Annotated in this window: 19 protein-coding genes and 1 tRNA gene; 7 read left to right on the forward strand and 13 right to left on the reverse strand. The window is 54.2% G+C overall.

Features of this window, described 5'->3' with window-relative positions; all coding sequences use genetic code 11:
• Positions 1 to 36 precede the first annotated feature (36 nt).
• From GV819_RS05410 to GV819_RS05420, 3 genes are all read right to left on the reverse strand, one after another.
• Positions 37 to 882 carry a MipA/OmpV family protein gene (locus GV819_RS05410; protein WP_161754224.1) on the reverse strand — a complete coding sequence of 282 codons (846 nt, stop codon included), beginning with the start codon at positions 880 to 882 and terminating at the stop codon, positions 37 to 39.
• Between the two features lie 105 nt (positions 883 to 987).
• Positions 988 to 2,022 (reverse strand): DUF1254 domain-containing protein, encoded by a 1,035-nt coding sequence (locus GV819_RS05415; RefSeq protein WP_161754226.1) that lies wholly within the window; start codon positions 2,020 to 2,022, stop codon positions 988 to 990.
• A gap of 168 nt (positions 2,023 to 2,190) precedes the next feature.
• Complete coding sequence (locus GV819_RS05420; protein ID WP_161754228.1) at positions 2,191 to 3,174, reverse strand: AraC family transcriptional regulator; 984 nt, start codon at positions 3,172 to 3,174, stop codon at positions 2,191 to 2,193.
• Positions 3,175 to 4,095: 921 nt separating this feature from the next.
• Between GV819_RS05420 and GV819_RS05425 the strand changes: the two genes are divergently transcribed.
• The 3 genes from GV819_RS05425 to GV819_RS05435 all read left to right on the forward strand — a co-directional run bounded on the left by GV819_RS05425 (position 4,096) and on the right by GV819_RS05435 (position 7,657).
• The gene (locus GV819_RS05425) at positions 4,096 to 5,094 is read left to right on the forward strand and encodes a CBASS cGAMP-activated phospholipase (RefSeq protein WP_161754229.1); all 999 of its coding nucleotides are present in this window, start codon (positions 4,096 to 4,098) and stop codon (positions 5,092 to 5,094) included.
• 2 nt (positions 5,095 to 5,096) lie between these two features.
• On the forward strand, positions 5,097 to 6,506 hold the full coding sequence (locus GV819_RS05430; protein ID WP_161754231.1) for a cyclic GMP-AMP synthase DncV-like nucleotidyltransferase: 1,410 nt from the start codon (positions 5,097 to 5,099) through the stop codon (positions 6,504 to 6,506).
• A gap of 575 nt (positions 6,507 to 7,081) precedes the next feature.
• Positions 7,082 to 7,657, forward strand: a complete 576-nt coding sequence (locus GV819_RS05435) for a hypothetical protein (RefSeq protein WP_161754233.1) — start codon at positions 7,082 to 7,084, stop codon at positions 7,655 to 7,657.
• 309 nt (positions 7,658 to 7,966) lie between these two features.
• Here GV819_RS05435 and GV819_RS05440 read toward each other — a convergent pair whose 3' ends face one another.
• Positions 7,967 to 8,671, reverse strand: coding sequence for a hypothetical protein (locus tag GV819_RS05440; RefSeq protein WP_161754235.1), 705 nt, complete (start codon positions 8,669 to 8,671; stop codon positions 7,967 to 7,969).
• A gap of 88 nt (positions 8,672 to 8,759) precedes the next feature.
• Between GV819_RS05440 and GV819_RS05445 the strand changes: the two genes are divergently transcribed.
• The 3 genes from GV819_RS05445 to GV819_RS33530 are packed head-to-tail and all read left to right on the forward strand — an operon-like array spanning position 8,760 to position 12,052.
• Positions 8,760 to 9,926 (forward strand): CBASS cGAMP synthase, encoded by a 1,167-nt coding sequence (locus GV819_RS05445; RefSeq protein WP_161754237.1) that lies wholly within the window; start codon positions 8,760 to 8,762, stop codon positions 9,924 to 9,926.
• Between the two features lie 3 nt (positions 9,927 to 9,929).
• A complete protein-coding gene (locus tag GV819_RS05450) occupies positions 9,930 to 11,609 on the forward strand; it encodes a ThiF family adenylyltransferase (RefSeq protein ID WP_161754240.1) in 1,680 nt (559 codons plus the stop codon).
• A gap of 17 nt (positions 11,610 to 11,626) precedes the next feature.
• A complete protein-coding gene (locus GV819_RS33530) occupies positions 11,627 to 12,052 on the forward strand; it encodes a Mov34/MPN/PAD-1 family protein (protein WP_161754242.1) in 426 nt (141 codons plus the stop codon).
• Between the two features lie 133 nt (positions 12,053 to 12,185).
• Here the strand turns inward: GV819_RS33530 and GV819_RS33125 are convergent, their stop codons facing one another.
• From GV819_RS33125 to GV819_RS05475, 4 genes are all read right to left on the reverse strand, one after another.
• Complete coding sequence (locus tag GV819_RS33125; protein ID WP_256667365.1) at positions 12,186 to 12,452, reverse strand: hypothetical protein; 267 nt, start codon at positions 12,450 to 12,452, stop codon at positions 12,186 to 12,188.
• Positions 12,449 to 13,429, reverse strand: coding sequence for an integrase domain-containing protein (locus tag GV819_RS05460; protein ID WP_161754244.1), 981 nt, complete (start codon positions 13,427 to 13,429; stop codon positions 12,449 to 12,451). Before GV819_RS05460 ends, GV819_RS33125 begins: the two co-directional genes overlap by 4 nt.
• A gap of 911 nt (positions 13,430 to 14,340) precedes the next feature.
• A complete protein-coding gene (locus GV819_RS05470) occupies positions 14,341 to 15,663 on the reverse strand; it encodes a tyrosine-type recombinase/integrase (RefSeq protein ID WP_161754246.1) in 1,323 nt (440 codons plus the stop codon).
• Between the two features lie 171 nt (positions 15,664 to 15,834).
• A tRNA-Thr gene (locus tag GV819_RS05475) sits at positions 15,835 to 15,910 on the reverse strand.
• A 430-nt stretch (positions 15,911 to 16,340) separates the two neighbouring features.
• On the opposite strand from GV819_RS05475, the gene GV819_RS05480 reads away from it, so the two are divergent.
• The gene (locus GV819_RS05480) at positions 16,341 to 16,610 is read left to right on the forward strand and encodes a hypothetical protein (RefSeq protein ID WP_178124663.1); all 270 of its coding nucleotides are present in this window, start codon (positions 16,341 to 16,343) and stop codon (positions 16,608 to 16,610) included.
• Positions 16,611 to 16,796: 186 nt separating this feature from the next.
• Here GV819_RS05480 and GV819_RS05485 read toward each other — a convergent pair whose 3' ends face one another.
• The 5 genes from GV819_RS05485 to GV819_RS05505 form a co-directional block, all read right to left on the reverse strand.
• Positions 16,797 to 18,272 carry an aldehyde dehydrogenase family protein gene (locus GV819_RS05485; protein WP_161754250.1) on the reverse strand — a complete coding sequence of 492 codons (1,476 nt, stop codon included), beginning with the start codon at positions 18,270 to 18,272 and terminating at the stop codon, positions 16,797 to 16,799.
• Between the two features lie 50 nt (positions 18,273 to 18,322).
• A complete protein-coding gene (locus GV819_RS05490; RefSeq protein ID WP_161754252.1) occupies positions 18,323 to 19,366 on the reverse strand; it encodes a zinc-dependent alcohol dehydrogenase in 1,044 nt (347 codons plus the stop codon).
• Between the two features lie 106 nt (positions 19,367 to 19,472).
• Complete coding sequence (locus GV819_RS05495) at positions 19,473 to 20,066, reverse strand: hypothetical protein (protein ID WP_161754254.1); 594 nt, start codon at positions 20,064 to 20,066, stop codon at positions 19,473 to 19,475.
• A gap of 17 nt (positions 20,067 to 20,083) precedes the next feature.
• Positions 20,084 to 21,520, reverse strand: coding sequence for an APC family permease (locus GV819_RS05500; protein WP_161754256.1), 1,437 nt, complete (start codon positions 21,518 to 21,520; stop codon positions 20,084 to 20,086).
• Between the two features lie 194 nt (positions 21,521 to 21,714).
• On the reverse strand, positions 21,715 to 22,506 hold the full coding sequence (locus GV819_RS05505) for a helix-turn-helix domain-containing protein (RefSeq protein ID WP_161754258.1): 792 nt from the start codon (positions 22,504 to 22,506) through the stop codon (positions 21,715 to 21,717).
• Positions 22,507 to 22,540: the final 34 nt, after the last annotated feature.

Below are 22,540 nucleotides of genomic sequence, written 5' to 3' on the forward strand. Positions count from 1 at the left end.
GAGTGTTCCTTTATCTATCCCGGTATTGCCGGCTGATCAAAACTGGTAGAGGGCATTCAGATAGGCGCCTGCGCCCAGTTTTTCACCCGTCAGCGGGCTGTTGCGGGCATCGGAGACCAGGGCGTAGGTCTTGATGCCACCCTCCAGTGCCACCTGTGGTTGCCATTGCCAAGTGAGGCCCAGTTTCAAGGTCACATCCCGCATCCCACCACCCGGGTGGTATTCGTCGAACCGGGTGCGTGCAGCCTGTTGGGCAGTGACACCGAAGCGGGCCATCATGTCGTTCTCATTGCTCCAGGTGCCGTACAGGGTCGAGTCCAGGGTCAATGTCGAAGACAGTGCATATGCAGTGGCTACCCCGGCCTCCAGGTACGCGGTACGCCCCAGGCTTTCGCCACCGTAATCGCGGCTCTGGCTTGATTGCAGGCCTCGAACAAACAGGCGGCCGGCCGGCAGGACCCAATACGCTTCTGCGCCGACCAAGGCAGTGCTGTCCAGGTTGCCCATTCCCCTCAAGTAGCTATCACGACCGTCGAGGGTGTGAATCCTTTCCTTGCGTCCTGGGTCGTAGCCAATCAGCAGGGCCACGCCGAAAGGAGAAAGTCCGGGCAAGTCCCAACGCAGCCCTTCCGGGAAGGCTGCGGTAAATTTGCCCCAGTCTTCGGTAGGCAAGACCGCTTTGAGTTTCAGTGAGGGGAACGCGGCGTATCGGGAAGAACCTTCGTACAAAGGACCAACGGCAACTCCGCCGCCTACTGTTACCGAGGGAGAGCTGTTTGCATCGTCTGCATGTGCAGGCAACACCGTCGCAAAGGCGAGGGTCGCGCCTGTAATGAGCATCGCTTGATGCTTAAAAAAGCTTGAACCACCTATGGCTGTCATTGTTACTTTCCTTTGGTGTGAAACTCAGTAGTTCAGGGGAGTCCCCGACTTATTAGCGCGTGCGTTTACTTATAAGGGTCGAAAATTTTTGGCTTGTGTTGTTAATCAGAGTGCGACGGGCTGCGGCTGTGGAAAACTCCATTTGCCATTCAGTATTTGTTCGCTCGGCTGATAAAGTCTGACCGTATAGTTCCAGCCAGGCGTAGTAGGCAGGCAATTAGCGATCTTTCCGTCACACCCGCCGAACTGAATAACAATCGAGCCATCATCACTTTTCTTGGCTGTAAGGTTATTCAACGAATAGGCGTCATATGGGTTCTTTTGGAAGTAACCGTCCGCGTTGTAAACACTCACAGACCAGAAGCTGTTGACCGGAACATCTCCAACTTTGAGCTGGTATACGGCTTTCCCATCGTTCTTCGACATCACACCGCCGAGGTAGATGGCGTCCTTTGCCGGGTTTCCGCCCCACCCCGTCGCAGTGCCGATTAGGTGATGGATCGGATTGACCGTGCCCTTGGGGCCAAAGGACTGGTTGTAGTCGGGAATCGTCGAGCCCAGCACAGCCAGGGCATCACGCATCGCTTTCTGGCTCGCCGGATCCCACTTCGGTACTACGAATTCCCCCGCCTTGGCCTGGCTGACTTTGATTGCGTCCTGCAGTGCATGCACCTGCTCAAGGTCCTTGCGATCTGTGGGGTCGAAGAATATGCGGATAGCGACAAATACATAGCGTGTGCCGATAGCCTGTTTCGTCAGCGTACGGCGGCCGGCGCCGTAAACGACGGCGGGTACGTAGTGATCTTCATTGACCATCGCCATCGACATGAACCTTCCACCGGCCTCAGGCAACGTGATCGTGACTGGACCGGCATCGAGATCGAACACCGCTGACGAGTAGAGTGTGTCCCGATTCATCCGGATGACATTCTGAGCGTCGATGGGTACAGGTTCGCGGCTATGCACAAACCGAGCAAAGCCTCCACTCGCTACCATCTTGCCCATGTAGAGATCGGACTCAGCACGGATAAAGTTATTCACGCCAACCGCTATCGATGCATCTGAGGATGACTGAGCGTTCGCACTTCCAAACGCTGCCAGCGCCATGGCGATGATGCAGGCCGTGGATGAATGGGACATTTAAACCTCTTGGACTTATAAGTTGGCGTTAACTTTTTGACTGTATAAGAACGCCTCGGCGGAAACTTGCCATTTGGTGCCAAAAGCAAAGCGAGCGCGTACCTGAAGGCCGCTCTTGAGAGGGGCCAAATGATTAGGCTGGAGGGGGCGAGGGGTTAGGCGAGGATGTTAACGATCATGTTTCAAGACGGAGCGATAGCGCGACGGCGTGCTCCCGGTCCAGCGCTTGAAGGCCCGCGTAAAGTGCGCTGGATCGCTGTAGCCGACCATATAGGCAATTTCAGTCGAGCTGTATTTACCGCTGGCCAGTAACTGAAAGGCCTCGCTGCGACGTGTCTCGTCACGTAACGCGTCGAAGTCGATGCCGCAATGTTCGAGGCGACGTTGCAAGGTTCGAGCAGACAGTCCAATCGTCCTTGAAATAGTCAGAAGTTTGGATTGCTCCTGATCCGCTATCTGCTTGATGAGCACGTCAGCTGCGTCAGAGGTCGAATTCAAGGCTTGGGTGGTTTTCCAGGCATTGTCTCGAACATGTTGCAGAGGGATTTCGAGCAACTCACGATCGAATTCGATCATGTTGTACTCAGCGTTCATTTCGAGGTTCGGGCCCAGGAATTCTTCAAGCGCCTCGTCTCCATGCTCTCTCGAATTTTTTAGATGTACGCGTATGGCGCCAGCCTCGCCGGACAGCAGCGGGACTTTTCTAAGAACCGCCAGGGTGCCGAAAATGACTTGCTTCGGATCGGCCCCGTGCTGCCCGGTAAATTGTTGGATCAGTTTCGTCGTACGACCTTCGGTGAGGATTTTTACTTCTGCTCCTTGATGCAGTAAAGCCGTATGGACCGCCGCCGCCGCACAAGCCTGAGCGAGGTTGGTTGAGCCCAATATCAATTCGCCCCATACACCGGTTGAGCGCACTTCGGTCAGGTGCCCCACAGTCGCACCGCCGAAGGGGTCCTGTGCGATAGCTGCCATTTCGTTGGCTATATGAAAACAGGCCGCGCGTGGTACCCATGCATCAGGGCTCTGAAAAACATTCGGGGAAATACCAAAGCGCCGAAAGAACTCCAGCGGCAACACCCCGCGCATGCTCAGATAGGGGGCTATTTGCCGAAGAGTGCTGAGTTTGATGGCTGGCGTAGCATTCGTCATGGGGGGGCGCACCTGTTTTTAAAGGCAATGCACTTGAAACCGTCTTGGCTCGCAGGGAAACACTAGCAAAGCTTTTACCAAAGCCGCGCTATGACAGCACAGTACCTGCGCGCTTTGTTCAACGAGTTGGACCGTCTGGGAGAGTTTCAGGGTGAAACCCGCTGGGCAAAGTGCGGGGATTGAAATGTGACGAAGCCGAGATGGCTTACCTGGAGCCGGAGCAGACCAAACCGCTGCTCGATCGCCAGCTGCGGGTGTTGTTGCGCGGATCTGCCTCGCGACAGGTACTCGATGGTCTGAGGCGGAATGCGTTCTTGGCCATGACGATGAAGTTCGCACACTTCAGCCCTGGTCACCTTGCAGATGTAGTCAATCTCAACCCTTTGGCAGAGGGGTGTGGACATTCTGTGGACGTTGTCAGGAGTTTAAGCGAGTCGGGAGCAAAGCCCAGAAACAACAAAGCCCCGCATCGCTGCGAGGCCTTGTTTTGTATGGTGCGGCACCAGGAGTCGAACTGAGTGCTAACTAATTATGAAATAATATTTTTTTCAGAGTTGGTATCTGTTTCTACCCCTAAAACTACCTCAAAAATATTGAGAATATTTTTGGTGGATGTTGCCCTTAGGCCGATTTAAAAAAGAAATATGTCATGGTTTTTAATACTATTTAGTAATTTAACCGAGCGTTTTAATGGTTAAATGCGCTGGAGTTTGAATGCCTTTTCTCCCCATTGGATGAGCTAAGCTGTTCTAGCAATTCGAGAGTTACTCCATACGAAGATTTTTTTGGGTAACACCTGATGGTAAGGAACTATTCAAGCTTCCGTAGTCAGTACTGAGCTCCGTTCAGAGATGAACGCTGCGGTAAATTACGGCTGGTGGCATGGTGCAATTTGGACCTCTTGGCTCATAGGCATTACTCATGGAATGGACTGCAGAAGCACCTTTTCAGGCACTAGCGCTTACCGGTGGAGGCTACCGTGGTCTATTCACAGCTCGTGTATTAGACGTGATGGAAAAAGAGGTAGGGCATCCGATTGCGAGGCGTTTTGACCTTGTTTGCGGCACCTCCATCGGAGGCATCATCGCTTTGGCTGCAGCTTTTGAGGTGCCCATGGCGAAAGTAGTTAAAGTGTTCGTCGAACACGGCCCCTCCATTTTTCCTCTTTATAAAAAACCAAGTCATGCAGCAGCGAAAGCATGGGATTTATGGGTCCATAGGTCCAAGCCACGCTACAGAACCGAGCCGCTTCGGGCCGTCATAACAAAGCTCATCCCAGAAAATGCCTTAATCGGCGATGCACTACACCCATTGGCAATACCTGCGGTTAATGTTACTGAGGGTAAACCCCAAGTATTTAAAACCCGACACTTTCAAGAATGGAATCGCGACTGGAAGCTGAAGGCTGTGGAAGTGGCGCTGGCAACCGCAGCTGCACCTACATTTTTTGAACTGGCCAAAATTAGCGATAGCCTTTATGCCGATGGAGGACTTTTCGCGAATGCTCCAGATTTAGTCGCGCAGCATGAGGCAGAGCACTTTTTCAACGTACCTAAAGACGCCTTTCGGCTTTTAAGTATTGGTACTACAACTCAAAAGTATTCCATTTCTCACGCTGCCGGCCGCGAATTCGGAATACTTGATTGGATGTCTGAACAGCGACTGTTTAACGTCATTATTTCGTCCCAACAGCAGTTGGTCGACCAACTTGTCGCGCACCGATTAGGTAGCAATTACCTACGTATTGATCAGGTACCGTCGAATGAGCAAGCACAGGACTTGGGCCTAGATGTTACAACCGATGCTGCGAGAAGCACGCTTTTGGCTTTAGCTGAAAAGTCAGTTACAGACATTCTAGGGTCCAAGCTCCAACCATACCTTAATCACCAACCGCAACTTCAATTATTGAAGGATTCCTGACAATGGGAAAAGCCGTACGCTTGTTCAATGGTACCGCCGAGCAGACTCTTTATTCGCGTGTCACTCCAACAACGGAACAGCGAGCGTTTCTGCAAGAACAGTGGAATGCGTTGGCAGAGTATTTGAAGGAACGGCTTGCGGTGCAGGGCTACCCGGTTTCAACTTGGCTTCAAGGTTCCTACAAATATGGGACACTCATTAAGCCAGTTCATAAGGGAGAGGAGTACGATGTTGATGTCGGTGTATATTTTGCGTGGAACCCAGAAGAGGAAGATGGAGCGCCCACAGCTCAGGAATTGAGGAGTTGGGTGCAAAGCGTGTTATGTGAATATAAGAGCTCCTGCGTCGAGCTAACGGAGGTACTGGAACCTCCCAAGGAGCGATGCTCCCGTGCGGTCTATGTGAAGCAGTTTCATATTGATACGCCGACATATCGTCTCATTCCTTCGACGGATCAGCGTCGACTTGCTTGTCTCTCCGGTAGATGGGAAGACAGCGATCCTAAGCAGCTCTATAAATGGTTCAGGGATACCGTAGATCCCGACAGCCGCTCACAATTGCGACGCCTTGTTCGCTATCTAAAGGGATGGGCTGCTGTGGCGTTCGATGATGTGCCGGAGGCTCGCCCGTCTTCTATTTTCCTTACAGTGACCTCTGCTGAGGCATGTTGCGAGGTATGGGGGGTGCATATTCCAAGTATTGGCGATGATGATGTCCTTGTTGCGGTTGTTGACAGGATTTACAAGCGATTGGCACAAGATCGGAGCGTTCCGAATCCAGTCGATAAAACCGAGGACCTTAATCGCATACCTATGGACGCTTGGGATGCATTCCTGCAAAGGCTGAGGGGGCTGAACGATTCGGCTCAGGCTGCAAACGCTGCTGAAGATGAATCCTCTGCGGTCCTCGCTTGGGAGCAGGCATTTTCGTTCTTGATGCCTCTGCCCGAAACAGATGAGCTTGAGGTAGTCGAGTCCGCCACTGAGAAGGCGCTGATGCAGGTCCCGGATATTGATATCGCGGTGTATGACCGTAAGGGAGGAGCCTTACTAACAACCTACCGCAATGAGGTACCTAACGTAGAACGGAACCGATGGCTGGTGTTTAACATTGTTAATAAGCAAGCGGTTCCTGACTCTGCTGAGATTGGCTGGACCGTAAGGAATGATGGAGAAAAGGCTGATTACATCGGTGATTTGGGGCACTCGAAAAAGGGGCGCGGCATGTTCACTGTGGAGGAAAGCACTGCGTATCTTGGAAAACACTATATGGACTGTGTCGTTTTTTGTGACGGATCGGTTTTTGCTGTGCGAAGAGTGACAGTCTCCATCAATCCTGGTCAGCAAAAGCTAGCTGCGCAGGCTCCTCGCGCATGGGTTAAGCTGCGGACACGTCGAGGTAGGCGCGGTTAGGATGTATGGATTAGTTTTTTAACATATTTGCAAAAGCCTAGAGATCCTACTTCTCCTAGCTGATTTGGAAGCAATCGGCAAGCTGCGCGTCAGAGAGCCATGCTTGAGTCGTCCACCAAACTTGAATTTTTCTGCTGATGAGTAGCCCTGAAATCGCGACACGTCTAGCTGCGATGCTTCGTAAGGCACAATCTTGTACCACTTCTGCCTTCACCGGCCTTGGGGTCATTGTGTGGGATGGTGTGACGGAGTTACCTGTTTGTGCGTTGACTGACGAACAACCAACTCTTGCCAAGGGAACGTTGGCTTCCCACCTCGCTGCGCTTGGTGAGCAGGAATGCCCTGTGCACGACGGGTTTCATATTCTTACCGAAGACTTTATGTTGGTAGCTTCTGGTATGTATTTTTCTCCTCCAATCGTCCCAGGAGTAAATTGGGATCGTACACGTCACTACGGGGGGCGGTATGCCGCTGCGTTGTTCGGATCCTACCTTCCAGGGGTACTGGCTACTGGTGTGTTAAGTGCCTCCTACGGGATGGCTATATTTCCCCATAAGAAGGCGGGTAATTACTGAATGTTTTCCTTATTCTCTCCGATTAAAATCATTGCCGTTATTGCTGGGATCTACGCCACTATATGGGCGTTCGTCGTTTCTTGTTATGGAAACGCTGATCTCGCCCAGGTTTTTCGGACCGTAACTATTCTCGAGTTTCTGTTATTGGCTTTCACTGCATGGGGGTGGCGAAAAATCTGGAAACTTGTTCCGGCACTCAATCGCTTGCTATTTCCGGACCTAAATGGTCAGTGGCTGGCAACTATTGACTGGAATATGGATGCCAAATCCGGGCAAGCAAAAGGAAAGGTTCACATTATTCAGGACTTTTTCAAAATTTCTCTTGAGGTTGTAACCGATAGCTCTGAGTCAAATACACAGGCAGTGATAGTTAAGCGCGATCCAGAATCCGGTCGACCGATTTTACATTATGTCTATACTGTTCGCCCAAAACAGATAAGTGTTGGGGCTGAACCGACTTACGATGGAGCTGCACTACTAAAAGTTAGTCATGATGACTATGATCAGTTGCAAGGGAATTATTTTACCAGTCTCTCCACAAATGGATATTTTAGCTTTGTTCGTATTGCGCCGTGACTTTTTGAGTCAATGCATATAAGTGCAATACAGCGAGAGTTTTATGTTTGATTTTGCATAGCATTATGCATAACTTTATTTTGTTCGCGTGTTTGCTTAAGGCCTACTAAATCTTAGCCATCTAGAGGGTCTAAGATATGTGTGGCAAAGACTAGATGCTCTCTTCCTATTTTAAGTTTGAATGATTTTTCAAGCGGTCTAGAGCTCAGCTGCAAACCATGGCGGTAACTAGAACTAGAACTAGAACTAGAGCTGGAAAAAGTCAAGGGCGTCAGTCGCAATTAGATTCTCTGCTGCGCGAGCTGTGAATCAAGTTTTGACTCGTTTGAAAGTCAATGCGCCGGCCGTATTACTTGCTCTTCGCCAATTACGAGACGTCCAGTAGGTGCCTTGGAGCATGAGCGAATCGTTTTCTCGGGTCAGGAGTAGATGAGCTGCCCCTATATGTGATGAGGTGTCATCTGCTTCTGGATTGAGTCGTGAAGATTGGAATATGTAGGCCAAACTATGAGGCTCGCCATTGACTGAAACCAAAGGCTTGACGGCTATGCTGTGAGATTGCGATTTCTTGTCCCTACTCGTGACGACCATGGTCACATCGATTTTTAGAATGTTCGCATTGATCGTGATACGAGCCGGAATTTTTAGCAGTTTGATCGCCTCCACCTGCTCCGGATCGAATTGATCAAATTGCCTGTCAGTAGACCGTGCAGCTTCACGCAGTATTTCCTGAACCGTGACATTCGACTCCAGGTATCCCTCCCATTCTCCCGTAATGTTGGGAAACGAGCTGGGCAGTATTCGATTCATGACGTTCCAGAAAAATCCAAATACGGGTTTGATGCTCCCGAGAGCCAAAAAGCCGCTAACAGTGTACGTACCGACCTTCATTGCTAGCAGCCCGATGCTAATTGCATCTCCAGGCATCTGAATCAGCATCACGATGCCGGTGAACAAAATGACCATTGTAACGATGGCAGCAAGAAGGTTTCTGATTCCAAAAACGGCGTACATGCGCGCATTCCTACTAAAATTGACCGCTGATGATGCTACCCCATATAGTGCTGGCAATGTGAAATGACAGTGGGCAGGGATCGATCCAATGGAACTCCTCAATCTACACAGCTTGTTCAGTAGCAAGGTCTACCAAGACACCTTCATCAACAACCTGACGCTGGAGGAGGATGCATCCAAGACGATGCTTGAGGCTCGAACGGATATCCGCAACACGTTGCGTACCGAGCTGCCCAAACGTTTGAGAGTGGCCTTAGAGGAAGCTGGAAGAGTCCCAGTTCCGCGCTTTTTCACCCAAGGATCTTGGGCGTACAAAACGCTAAACGCTCCCTGTAAGCCTCCTCAGCAGGCTGACTTGGACGACGGTACATATCTGCCCTTCAGTTACATGGAGTCAGCTCCGCCGTCCGAGATGAGCAGCATTCTGTTTAATGCGGTTGAGGCCATCCTGGATGAGCTAGCTGAGGAAAAGGGATGGGGGCTGGTCACAGACAACCCCAATTGCACCAGACTTGTCATCGATTCGGAGACGCATATCGACGTCCCGGTCTACAGCATTCCAGATGATGAGTTCTTACAGCTCAATGAAGCACGGGCCTCAATGGAGCAAAAAGGTCTTACCATGGATTCTGCTTTCTCCATTGATGACAATTGGGATTTGCTCCCCACCCAAGGTGTCCTCATGGCGACCAAAAAAAATGGTTGGCGGGATAGTGACCCTAGGCCGGTTAAGGAGTGGGTGGAGGGTGAGGTCAATCTTAAGGGGGATCAGCTCCGGCGAATCATGCGCTATATAAAGGCGTGGCGTGATAATCAGGACTGGGAAGCTGACAAGGATCCAAAGTCAATTCTGCTGATGGTGGCTACTGCAGAAGCTTTCGATGTCGCCATCCATGGCCGCGATGATCTAGCTTTAGTAAAAGTCTGCAAGGAGTTGCCGCGGATATTGTGCGGGAAGGTCATAAATCCAGTGACAGCCCATCGCTCCGCAGCCGATCAGGAAGATCTCGCCGCTAGATTGGACAAAGATGGAATTCGAGACTTGTTGGTCAGCCGTGTTGAGAAGCTTGCGAAGCATCTGGAGCAAGCGATCAATGATTGCAAAGATCCGAGTGTGGCCTGTTTCATTCTTCGTACAGAGTTCGGAAGCCGGCTACCGAATGATCCAAATCGAGTTGGAATCGAGTCCGTTAAAACCGTAGTGCCCGTTGCAACAGTCGCTGTTAAGCCTGTTGGCGACATCACTGCTGGTTGATCAATGAACGTTAATTTTGTAAGAATTCACGAGGCTCTTGTTTGCAAGGGCTTCGAGTTAATTAAGAGCTATCCTCTCCCCAAGTACTTTGGATCTTTGATTGTTGATGGTGTTGGTTATTCTTCGATCATCTCTTTCAGCGATGTTGGTTTTACTAAGCTGCCAAACATTCGTGTCATCGAACGTCCGCCTGGAATACCGGCTAACTGTGCTCATCTCACGTCTAATGGTTATCTCTGCTATATCGGGCCTAATCAAGCACATCTACCTAGAGATAACTTGGTTGGTGGGATACTTGGGTGCATTGAAATCGCTGAAAAATTACTGTCTCGATTGGCTGCTGGAGATGCCCTTAAGGACACTCAGGACGAGTTTCACGCGTCATGGCTCGGCGATAGTTTACTTATCGATATAGATAGCGACGACTTCGGAAGCATTCTCGACTCACAAATGATACGAGTCATGAGCGAGAGTGAGAAGTCAGGAGTTTTCTTGTTGGGTCGTGAAAAAGAAAAGCTGCTCCAAAGATATAAATACTGGAGTCCCAGACTTGTCGATCTTCCATTTATTGTTCGGGTGGTTGAGGCGCATCTACCGCTTGGGGCCAGAGAGCATGATTGGCCGCTAGAAGATCTTTTTATGCTCCTAAATTGGCTGTCTTCAGACATTAAGGCCATAAATGGAGTTTACGCTGGAATAAAGGACATATACTCGGCTAAATGCCAAAATCTCATTCTGATCATTCAGGCACCAAATGCTTCATGTGCGGCGTGGCTTACCTTTCCCGCATTGTGGTCTGATACGCCGTCTGTAAAATCCCCAATTAAGTTTCTGCATACAGTTCTACGCAAGAAATCGAAGAGTATAAGTATGCTTCGCCTCCAACCCATTCGAATTGACCCGAAATCTTGGTTGGAGAGAAACCTTCAAGACGACCAGCGCGGTCTTTCAGGTAAGAAAATTATTATGGTTGGCTGTGGCGCGATTGGTGGTTATCTCGCTGACTTGCTCGCAAAAAGCGGTGCGGGGTTTTTGGGGGGGCATCTTGTACTGATAGACGACGATTACCTGTCATCTGGAAATCTTGGGCGCCACGTTCTGGGTTTCAGAGATATTTACAAAAGCAAGGCGATGACTTTGGCTGAGGAACTTCGTAATCGGTACCCCTCAATCAACGTTCTGGGCTTATGCGACAATATCCTCGATTTGAAAATCATGCATGGGGGGGATTTGATAGTCAATGCAACAGGCGATCAAGCCCTTTCTTATCACATGAGCGAGCAATGGTTAGAAGGTCGCATACCTCGAATCCTGTTTACGTGGATTACCGGAACCGGATGTGGTGCCCAGGCCTATTTTCTGGAAAAGAAGGGGCAGGCTTGCTTATCCTGTCTCGATTACAGCACTCCCGGTGGCCAGTACTCGATAATGTCTTCTGAGTACCAGCACAACTTTAAACATGCGCCTTCTTGTGGTGATTGGCTGGTGCCATATTCGGCATCAGCTGCTGTGCATGCTGCTGGCCTGGCAAATGACCTAGCTTTAGCTTGGGTGCGCGGTGAAATCACATCATCACCTACGTTCAGAAGCATTACGCTTAATCATAAAACAGGAAAGTTAGTTCCTCCTGTATCACCTTCTCGTAGAAGTGATTGTTCCATATGCAGCCACTATCACTTATAGATCGTTGTACTTATCGGATGGTGATTATCGCTCCCGAAGTATTGGAGTTGATCCACCATTATAGGCAAGTTTCGACAGATGATTGTGAGTCTGGAGGGATTCTAATTGGTATTGCAAGAGGGATTCACTTAGAGGTCACAGCAGCGACTCCACCACAAATCTCCGACCAGCGCTCTCGCATGCGGTTTCGTCGATTCGAGGCTGGTCACAAGGAGATCTTGCTCAAACGTTGGAGAGCGAGCGAAGGATTGGAGAATTATGTGGGCGAGTGGCATACGCATCCCGAGCAAGATGCAAATCCAAGCCCTCTTGACTTGCGAGAGTGGTCTAGAGCCTCAAAGAGGCTCAAAGAACCCCTTCTTGTGATCATCGGGGGGACCGTCTCTAATTTTTATGCATTTGCGGATAATCAGAAGTGTCAACGACTTCAAGATATTGTATAGATGGTGCTATCGGCATTTATTTAAATATATCTTGAGTCTGTAGTCCAGATTTCAGCTTCTAATCAGCATAGCCTGCCTTAATTGATTAATGCTTTCTATTTTTCAAGGGTGGCAGTTCTGAATTAAGTTACGCCTAGAACCATGATTTTCCTAAGCGAAGAGCAATTAGCTTAGTAGTTAGTCCATAGTAGTAGCGTGTCGCTTCAGTTTTATGCGTTATCGAGTAATTCAGAAACCATAAGACGTGCTTTCGTTGCCAAGTCCACGGACTGTCACGTTGCCAACGTTCGGAAATTGCTGCTTGGATCGCTTTGGCTTGTCTTATGTGGCGCTGACGACTGGCATGCGAACCTGTCAACACTCCAGTCAGGAATAGCTCCATGTCATATGGTTTATTCATACTCGGCCACCGATATACGCCGAGACTACGTCAGTACGACCATGCCCTAGTTCGCGGCTGATTTGTATCCGGGCTTGTTGATCGAGGGCATGGTCTTTTCGATAGCAGGTACCACCATTGACGGGTGCCGAGCATCCTGTGATGTCTTCGTAACGTTTGCAGGCGTAGGCCACACGTAGTTCGTGAAAGCCTTTTAGATCGAATGCGTGCAGCACGTCTCGGGCAGGTCGAACGACTTTCCGTATGAATTCGGCATAGCTTTCTTCCGGCGCCAGCAGATTGTGGCTCCCATGTGGCGCTGTCTCTTGCGCAAATGCTATTGCCTCACGGATATGGTCATTCACTGACACCCAGCGTGGAGCCGAAGCCCCTGATCGGCCACCTTTGGTGCCGTCTTGAATGTTGATCTTGCCAAGCTGGCTGGCTTCACGCTGCAATCGAGGCAGATCGGCCAAGATAGCCTCGCGCAGTCGCATTCCGATCTCACGCGTAAGATGCAGAATGGCAACAACTCGATATTGCTGTTGATCTCTGAGCGCCAAAATAATCCGATCAAATTGCGTTTTGTTCTGGCCCTGCGGTGCTGCATTACGAACGCTTGAACGCTGCACCCCTAATGTTTTACTCGGGCTCGGTACCCTGATGTGGTAATCACCGCGAAGTGCGGCCATCGTTCGGTTAACGCTGGACAGGCGGTTGTGAGCAGTGGCAACACTTAGTTCGCCTCGCTCGACCTGATTCCGAAGGTGATGGGCATACTGCATCAGGGTTTCTCGGTCTATCTGTCGGGCATCGTTATAGCCCGGTCCTTCTTCGGATCGGCACCAACGTACAAATGCCTGCCAGCGATCACTGTGTGCTTTGACCGTGCCGTAATGGCCGCCGCCAAACAGATCTTTCAACGCCTGTGGCCCGGCATAGCTCAGCTGCCGGCCATAGCCAAAATTCCGCCCATCCCGTCTACCTACCAATCCCATGACAAAACTCCTCTTGAAGCCAAAACTTTTAAGATCTTCCCCACGTCATCCCGCCAAGAGTGTTGAGTGTTATCAGGGATCAAGGCCCCTGCGACCTGTGAGGGTTGTCCACTAACGCGGGACTGACGGCTCTTTACGACCGGGAGCTTGGGCATCTCATGATCTGGCCTCCTGAGCACTTCCGAGGAAGTGGGCGGGTGAAGGCTGCACTGGCTGACGAGACTAGCGCCGCGAGATCCTGAGTCGGATGAAGGCAGTGATGCGATGACCGGGGCATACCTGACTGTCAGTCAGGTGCAGCCCATTCCGTGGGCTGCGGCACCGTCATCTGCATCGCTGTTGCTGGTGACTTCAGTGTTTGTCACGCCGATTGTCACGAGGAGGAATGCCGCAAAGCCTTGTACGAGTTGGGCTGCAGCAGCGGTAGGAGCGCCCGTCTCTTTCCGGAAGAAAGAGACGGGCGTAGGTTGGCGCAATGAAATGGCCAAGCGAATAGGTTGCTGCAGGGCAGCTATAAAGGGGTATGAGTTGCCGCAGTGGCACTCTGGTAGAAGTAGGCATCCATCACATCGCTGTGACCGTGCGAGCCGCCGGACGCTAATCGCACTTTGGGAAAACCACCACGGTATGGCGTAGCCTTGAAGGTTCTGGCTACCTGGGGTTGCTGTCAACGACAGCGTTTTGCCCGATCTTTTCTACGCCTGTGGATAATTCGGGTCAAGGCTCGAATTTTTGGGAGTTCTGCGGCTGTGGATGAAATTATCCACCGGTGGAAATCTGTGGTTTTCCACAGACAGTTGCGTGGGCTTTAGATTTTTTAAGTGAGGTCCATCCAAGCAGGGCGGCTTTGCAGCCCTGTTTGGATGGACCCGCGTGGACATGCGGATCACTGAGATATGAAGACCGAGCGCTTACTCGGTTGCGCCACGTTTTGCTTTTAGGCGAGTGACGTTCGCTCCGGTCTGGTTCGCGAACTCGTGTGGAGTGACATGCTCCTGCCGGTTGGCCTCTAGGTACCGGCTCCACCAGTTCATGATCAGCCTGCGCTCCTCAATGAACTCGGCCTTGTGGATGTAAGCGGCGCGGACGTTATTCCGCTCCTTGTGGCTCATCTGCCTTTCAATGGCTGTCTCGGACCACAGCCCTGACTCAATCAGCGTGCTACAGGCCATCGACCGAAACCCATGCCCGCATATTTCGGCTTTGGTGTTGTACCCCATCTTTCTGAGTGCGCTGTTCACCGTGTTTTCAGACATGGGCTTCCAAGGCTTGGCATCGCCTGCAAACACCAGATCGAATTTGCCGGTGAGGACGTGGATCTGTTCAAGCAGAGCCACGGCTTGCGGCGATAAGGGTACAAGGTGGATGTCCCCGGCCATCTTCGTTCCCCTTGTTGAAAAGGGTACTCCGTCCAATGCGGGTCGAGTGTCCGGTATCTCCCAGGTGCCGCGCTTGAGGTCGAACTCGCTCCAGCGGGCGAAGCGCAGTTCGCTGGAGCGGACGAACACATGCAGCGAGAGCATGACCGTCAGCCGGGTAAGTGCGCGGCCTCTGTAGGTGTCGATGCGCTCCTGCAATTCAGGCAGACGCGATAAGGGTAAAGCAGGGCGGTGAATCACCCTCGGGGCTTTGATCAAACCTTCAAGGTCGGAGGCAGGATTTGCCGCGATCTGTCGAGCACGTTTCGCCTCGCGCATGATGCTTTGCAGGTAGTTTTGTACCCTTAAAGCGACGTCAATCGTGCCGCGTTTCTGGATCGCTTCCAGAGGTTGCATCAGGTCATGGGTGTCCAGATCGACAATAGAGCGCGCGCCGATCAGCGGGAATACATGGGTTTTGAGGCGGCTCAGGACCGTCTTGGCATGGCCCGGTGCCCATTTGGCAGACATCGCTTTGTGCCATTCCAGTGCAGCGCTTTCAAAGGTTCGGCCTGTGATTGCGGCCTGCGTCTTGGCTTGGTGTTTGGTCTCTATGGGGTCGATGCCTTTCGCCAGCATCCGCTTGACCTCTAGGCGCTTGTTGCGCGCATCGGCGAGGCCGACCACGGGGTAGCTGCCGAACGAGGTCAGTCCTTCGCGTCCATCAGGTTTGACATACCTGAGACGCCAGCCTTTACGGCCATTGGGTTGGACTAGAAGGTAGAGGCCGTCGCCGTCGAAAAGCTTGTAGGCGAGGTCAGTGGGCTTGGCTGAGCGGCAAGCCGAATCGGAGAGTGGTGCAGTGGTGCGCGACATAAGGGTACTCCCCCTTTATCGAATTACCTTACCCCTAACATTACCCCTAAAACGGCCAGAATCCACCAGATTTTGACGTAACCCGACAGAACCCAAAAACGAAAAAACCCGCCAGAAGGCGGGTTTTTCGGGGGTTCCAGAGATTTTGAAAGCCTTCTCTGGAACCTTGTATGGTGCCGGCACCAGGAGTCGAACCCGGGACCTACTGATTACAAGTCAGTTGCTCTACCAACTGAGCTATACCGGCGTGTTAGGGCGACGATTATAGCGATTGGCGAGGTTCTGTAAACCCCTGAAATCTGACTATTTTTGTGCAGGCTTCAGGTTTCTGTTCGCAAGGGCGCAGTTGGGCTCCTGACGCCTGATCAAGGCAGGTGGCTCAGGGGCTTTTTTGATCCGTGGAGGCAGGAGGCTGTTCATCGCCGTTGAGGAGGTTGCCTGGTCGTCAGGCCAAGGCTGGTATCACAGACCCATCAGGCACTTTTTGCAGTTTTTTAAATTCTGTTTTTATATCTTCGGTTAAATATAGAAATCTGATTTTGTTATTGGTAATTGCGACCGTACATCCCAATGGCTTGAATTATAAATTAACTGGACTAAGTTTGATTGGAGCCCTCGTACAGCAGGGCTTTATCTTTCCGGGCTTTTATGGTCCGTGCAAATAAATGGAGAAACTCATGTCGAAGGAAGCTATCAAACACCATCACCTAACTGCGATCCAGCATCATGAGGCGGCGAAAAAGCACGAGGAGGCGGCGATTCACCATAAACACCTGGCTGAGCGCCACCAGTCTGCGGTACACGCTCATGAGCACTCGAGGGATGGGGTTATTTCCAAGCTCAAAGGCGACTGGCGCAAGCATCTGGATGAGTCCAAGAGCAAAGTTGAAGCGGCCTATAAGACTTCAGCGCGCGCGCATAAAAAAACCAAGGAGGTAGCCAAGTAATAATGCGGTTGAAGTTTTGGGTTTGACCAGACTTTATTTGAATTTGCAAGTTCCAGGTCAAACCTGCTGCAGATTGGCTTTCTGTGGTAGATCCCCCCTCTAATAATCGTGAAACATGTCACTCACGATGATGAAGAGGGGGGATGTCTTGAATAAGTTCTGGCGTGATCGGCCAGCCCTCTTTGTCTATTCCTGCTTGAGGTACCAGCCCCACGCGTCCTGGCTGCGGTACTCGGTCACTTGCTTGACCTCCAGATAGTTTTCCAGCCCCCAACGTCCCAGCTCACGGCCGATGCCGCTCTGCTTCATCCCGCCCCAGGGGGCCTGGGTGAAGGTGGGTTGCGAGCAGTTGACCCAGACGATGCCGGCCCGCAGGCCATTGGCCACGCGGGCGCTGCGCTCCAGGTCGGCGGACATCACCGCTGCCGCCAGGCCGAAGCGACTGTCGTTGGCTTGCTGCAAGGCTTCAGCCTCGGTCTTGAAACGTCTTATGCACAGCACCGGGCCAAAAATCTCCTCGCGCCATAGGCGGCTGTCGGTCGCTGGTTCGGCGAAGATCGTCGGCTCTAGAAAGTAGCCTTCAGGCAGATGCCCCGGACGTTTGCCTCCCGTGAGCAGGGTCGCCTGCTGCTTGCCTTGTTCAATCATCGACAGGACTTTGCGGTGCTGGCCGGCGCTCACCAATGGCCCCAGTTGAACCCCAGGCTCCAGGCCCGGGCCGATGCGGATGCGACGGGCCGCGTCCAGCAAGCGTTCGGTCAAGCGCGGGGCGATGCCTTCCTGTACCAGCAGGCGCGAGGTGGCGCTGCATACCTGGCCCTGGTTCCAGAAGATACCGAACATGATCCATTCCACCGCCGCCTCGACGTCGGCATCGTCGAAGACGATGAAGGCCGATTTTCCTCCCAGTTCCAGGCTGATGTTCTTGATCTCGGCCGCTGCCGCCGACATGATTTTCGCACCGGTGGGCACGCTGCCGGTAAAGGCCATCTTGTCCACGTCCGGGTGTGCGCCGAGCGCTGCGCCGGCCTCGTTGCCAAGGCCGGTGACGATGTTGAGTACTCCGGCGGGCAGGCCGACATCGCTGGCGGCCACGGCCAGCTCCAGGGCCGTCAGTGAGGTCAATTCCGAGGGCTTGAGCACGCAGGTGGCGCCTGCCGCCAAGGCCGGGGCGACTTTCCATGCCGCCATCAATAGTGGGTAGTTCCAGGGAATGATCTGCCCGGCGACGCCCACGGGTTCATGACGAATGCGGCAGCTGAAGCGTGGGTCAGGCAGCTCCAGCGGCTGGTCCTGGCGTTGGTCCAGTTCCCTCGCCAAGCCTGCGTAATAGCGAAAGCAATCGATGGCGTCGCTGATGTCCCACTGTGCTTCGGGCAAGGGTTTGCCGTTGTCGCACACTTCGAGAATGGCCAATGCATCCTGCTTGCTGGCCAACTTGTCAGCCAGCGCCTCGAGCCAGTCGGCACGTTCGGCGCCGCGGGTCTGGCTCCAGCCCTGGTTGAATGCCTTGCGCGCGGCCTGGACTGCCAGGTCGACGTCTTGCGCCGTGGCTGCGGCCACGTGCTGCAAGGTTTCTTCGGTGGCCGGGTCGATGCAGGAGAATTGGCCGCCTTGGGCCGGTGTCACCCACTGCCCATCGATATAGAGCTGCTTAAGCATGAAGAACTCCTTGTTTCAGCCTGATGTAAGGGGTGCCGAGAGCGTCGCAGTTAGGCGATCTTCAGCACCTTGCGGCCGACTACTGCGCCGGTGCGGATCTGCTCGAATACCTGGTTGATCTCCTCCAGATGAGTCATTGCAACGGTGGCCTTGACCAGGCCGTTGGTGGCGAACTCCACCGCCTCGTGCAGATCCTGGCGGGTGCCGACGTTGGAGCCACGGATCGACAACTCCCAGTTGACCACCCGGTCGATGGAACTGCGCACCTGATCGGCCTTGCCACCGGGCTGACCGATATAGATCGCCGTGCCACCCGGGCGCAGCAAGCCCACCGCCAGCTCGAAGGCCTGGTTGGCCACCGCCGTTACCAGCACCGCGTGCACGCCACCGAGTTCTTCCTGGATCGCGCCTTGCGGATCCTGCCTGGCGTCATACAGGCGCTCGGCGCCAAGGGTGCGGGCCAACTCGAGCTTCTCCGGCGAGACATCCACTGCTGCCACCCGCAATCCCATGGCCCGGGCATATTGCACCGCCACGTGGCCAAGGCCACCGATGCCAATGATTGCCACCCACTGGCCAGGCCGGGCGCCGGAACGCTTGAGGCCGCGATAAGTGGTCACCCCGGCGCAAAGAATCGGTGCCAGTGCATACAGGTCGGCCTTAGGGTCGACCTTGGCGACAAAGGCCGCCGGCGCCACCATGTATTCGGCGTAACCTCCCGGCTTGCTGTAGCCGGTGGCTTCGCCATGCTTGCAGATGGTTTCCATCCCGGCCCGGCAGTACTCGCAAGCGCCGCAGGCGCTGAACATCCAGGGCACGCCCACCGCGTCACCCAGTTCAAGGCCGCTCACCGCCTTGCCCAACTGCACCACATGCCCGGTCACTTCATGGCCGGGAATCAACGGCAGGTTGGGTGGACTGGGCCAGTCACCGTCGCAGGCGTGTACGTCACTGTGGCAGACGCCGCAGGCGACCACCTTGATCAGCACTTCACCGTCACCGGGCTGTGGAATCGCTACGTGTTCAAGCTGGAGCTGGCCACCCAGCTCACGCAGAACGGCGGCTTTCATGGTTTTCGACTGCAGGTCGTTCATGGTGCTACTCCTGGTTTTTGTTCGGTTTGCGGACAGCAGGCTGCCCTGGGAGCCGATGACGCGGCGGCCGGCTCCTGGTGAGTGCTGCAAGGTGCAGGGCGACGAATCAGCCGTGGCCGCGCAAGGGCTTCTCGATGCTGTTGCGCAGCAGGGTCGAGAGTTCATGGATCAGCAGCATGGTGCTGTCGACTTCGGCCACCGAGGGCTGGCGGATGTATTTCAGCGGCGGCATCAACAGCCAGATGAAGTCGCCGTAGTTGGGCCGCAGCATCGCTTCGCAGCGTCGCTCCTGGGCCCGATAGCGAATCTCCAGGCCGCCCAGTTCCATGGCCAGGCACAGGGGCCGCAACACCTCGCTGTGATTGAGCATGTCGAGCATCCGCGGTGGACAATTCTTGCCGACAAACAGCGCCTGGCGTGTTTTGCGGCGCCAGCCCCGGTAAGCCAGGTGGATGTCCATGGAGCACTGGCCCAGATCCATGGGTACGCTCCAGTTCCAACTGAGGCTGTAGATCCGGCCGAACAACTTGCTGGCCAGTTGTTGGCGCAGGGACAGGTTGTCTGCCGCCAGCTTGTGCCCATGGCTTTCCAGGCAATAGGGTTGCTCCGAGCAACGCTGCTTGAGATAAGCGTCGAAGCGCCCAGCCGTGCACTGCAAGGCCTGCTGGGCATGGCGGTCGATGGCGGCATAGAGGTTCATCGCGTTGCCCCCTTCGGTTATTGCAGCTTCAGCTGGGCGGTTTGCCCGCCGGCGCTGCTCAAGGACGACTCATGCGTGGACTCGGCGCGCTCTTCGATGCGCCGCAGCACCTCTTCCAGAGACAGTGGCGTGAACAGCGCCTGCCCGGTGCCCTTCAAATAGAGGGTGGCGAACAGAATGATCAAGCCCGAACACACCGTGGCAATGGTCAGTACCTGCGGGTCGCTGATCAGTGTGGCGACCATGTACAGGCAGGCGCCGATACCGATCACCTGCGGCAGGGGATAGAACGGTGTCTTGAACGGGCGCCGGGCTTGGGGATAACGCTTGCGCAGCACCAGCACATCGACTTGGGCGATCACGTAGCTGAGCAGCCAGGTGGTACAGGCGACGCTGATCATCATGGTGATCAGGGCGATATCCGCGCGTTTGGCCATGGCGTACAGCAGCACGATCATGATCAGACCGACCACGAAAAAAATCCCGAACCAGGGGGTGCGTGCGCTCGGGTGCAGCCAGCAGAAAATCTTTGGCAGCAAGCCTTCCCGGGACAGTCCATAGAGCATTCTCGGCACCGCCACCAGATAGGTATCGCAAGTAGTGACCGCCGCCAGGATGGAGATCCCGCCCATGATGATCAGGCCGGGCGCACCGAGCATCGCCGCCGCGCCGTCGACGTGGGGAATGGTCGAGGCCGCCAGTGCATCCAGGCTGATGTAGCGGGTGATGCTCAGGCCGAACAGCAGGTCGACCAACCAGATGCTGGCGCAGCCGACGATCATCGCCAAGGGAATGGTGCGCCCCGGGTTCTTCACTTCCTCGGCCAGCGGCGCAACGAACTCCATGCCGATGAACAGCCAGATGGCCAGGCTCAGGTGGCTGAATTGCTGGCCCACCGGCACAGGGGAAAATGCCGGTTGCACCGCCAACTGCTGCAACGTGCCGAAGCCGCTCAGGCCCCAGACGCCGACCGCCCCGAGCATCAGCATCATGGCGATGGCCAGGGTGGTCTGCACCCGTCCGAAGACCTCGACGCCCTTGAGGTTGATCGCCACCAGCAGTGCCAGGATGCCGAATGAAAACAAGTACCAGGGGGCGCCGGTCAAGCGTTCCAGGGACTGGCCGCCAATGATCATGTTGGTCCCGCCGTCGGTGCCCACCAGAACGATGTAGCCGGCCAGCACGGCAAACAGTGCCGGTAGTTTGCCCAGGGCGGGCAAGGTGTATTCACCGACCATGCCGGCACCGGGCAGCATTGCCGCCAGCTCCGAATAGGACAGGGCGACGCAGAGAATCACCAGCAGCGCGCCGAGTGCGACGATGCTGAAAGCCGGTCCCGAGACTCCGTAGCCGTTGGCCAGTGCGACCATCGCCGTGCCCGAGACCACCAGCCCGACCGAGGTCGAATAGGCGGCCCAGAAACCCAGGCTGCGGTTCAGTTTCAAGTTGCTCATGTGCCTACCTCAGTGGATGTTTATTCTTGTCTTTGGTGACAATCCAACTTCAGTTGCAGCCCCGGACGACTGGATGACGGGGTGCATGGACGCTATCAGCAGGGCTTTCGCGCTGTACATATCCCTAAAGGGATAGATTTCCCCCGGCCGGGCTTGGCGGAAAAGGCCGAGGGCTGTTGCGAGCCGGTGCGGCTTCAGCAACCGGCGAGCTTGTCGATGAACAGGGCGAGCAGTTCCGACTGGCTGCCGATGCCCAGCTTGGTATAGAGATTCTTGCGATGAATCTTCACCGTGCCGCTGCTGATGAACAGCTGCCGGGCGATCGAATCGTTGGAGTGCCCGCGTAGCAACAGCCTGGCGACCTCGCACTCACGGGCGGTGAGCAGGCCTTCGCCGAAGCGTTCGAAGGCCTGGCGAATGGCATGATCCATTTCCAGGGCCGGGCGTGGATGAGACTGCTGACGCTGCTCCCAGGCAACCTTGACCACCCGCGCCACCACCTGCTCGGCGCATTCGAGCAACTGTCGCTCCTGATCATTGAAATCGCTGCACTCGCTGCCGCGCATCAGCGACAGTACCCCGATGCTGCTGTCACCCAGATCGACGAAGAAGGCGATCTCCTCGGTGAGCCCCAGGCGGTGGTAGTAGCTCAGGAAGTACTCGCTGAAATAGAAGTGATCGGGCGCCAGCTCTTTGAGGCTGTGCAGCCCCTGGTGCAGGTGATTGCTGCAGGCCAGGTAGAACGGGTCGAGCAGGTAGGCGCCGGTTTGATACTCATCGACGAAGAACAGTCGGTTTTGGGCCGAGAAAGTGTCGAACAGCGACAGCGGACGGTAGTTGCCCTGGTAGATGAACAGCACGAAGTGATCCACCCGACACAGCCGCTGCAACCATTGACTGGTCGCCAGCAGCTGTGGGGTGCCGGGAGGGCAGGCGAGGATCGAGGTGATCTCCTGGGCCCAGGTTTTGAGTTCGCTGTACTGCATGGCGTTCACCTTGAGGCGGTTGTGCCTGGCCAGG

It is taken from the genome of Pseudomonas sp. Fl5BN2, assembly GCF_009908205.1.
Lineage (GTDB): Bacteria > Pseudomonadota > Gammaproteobacteria > Pseudomonadales > Pseudomonadaceae > Aquipseudomonas.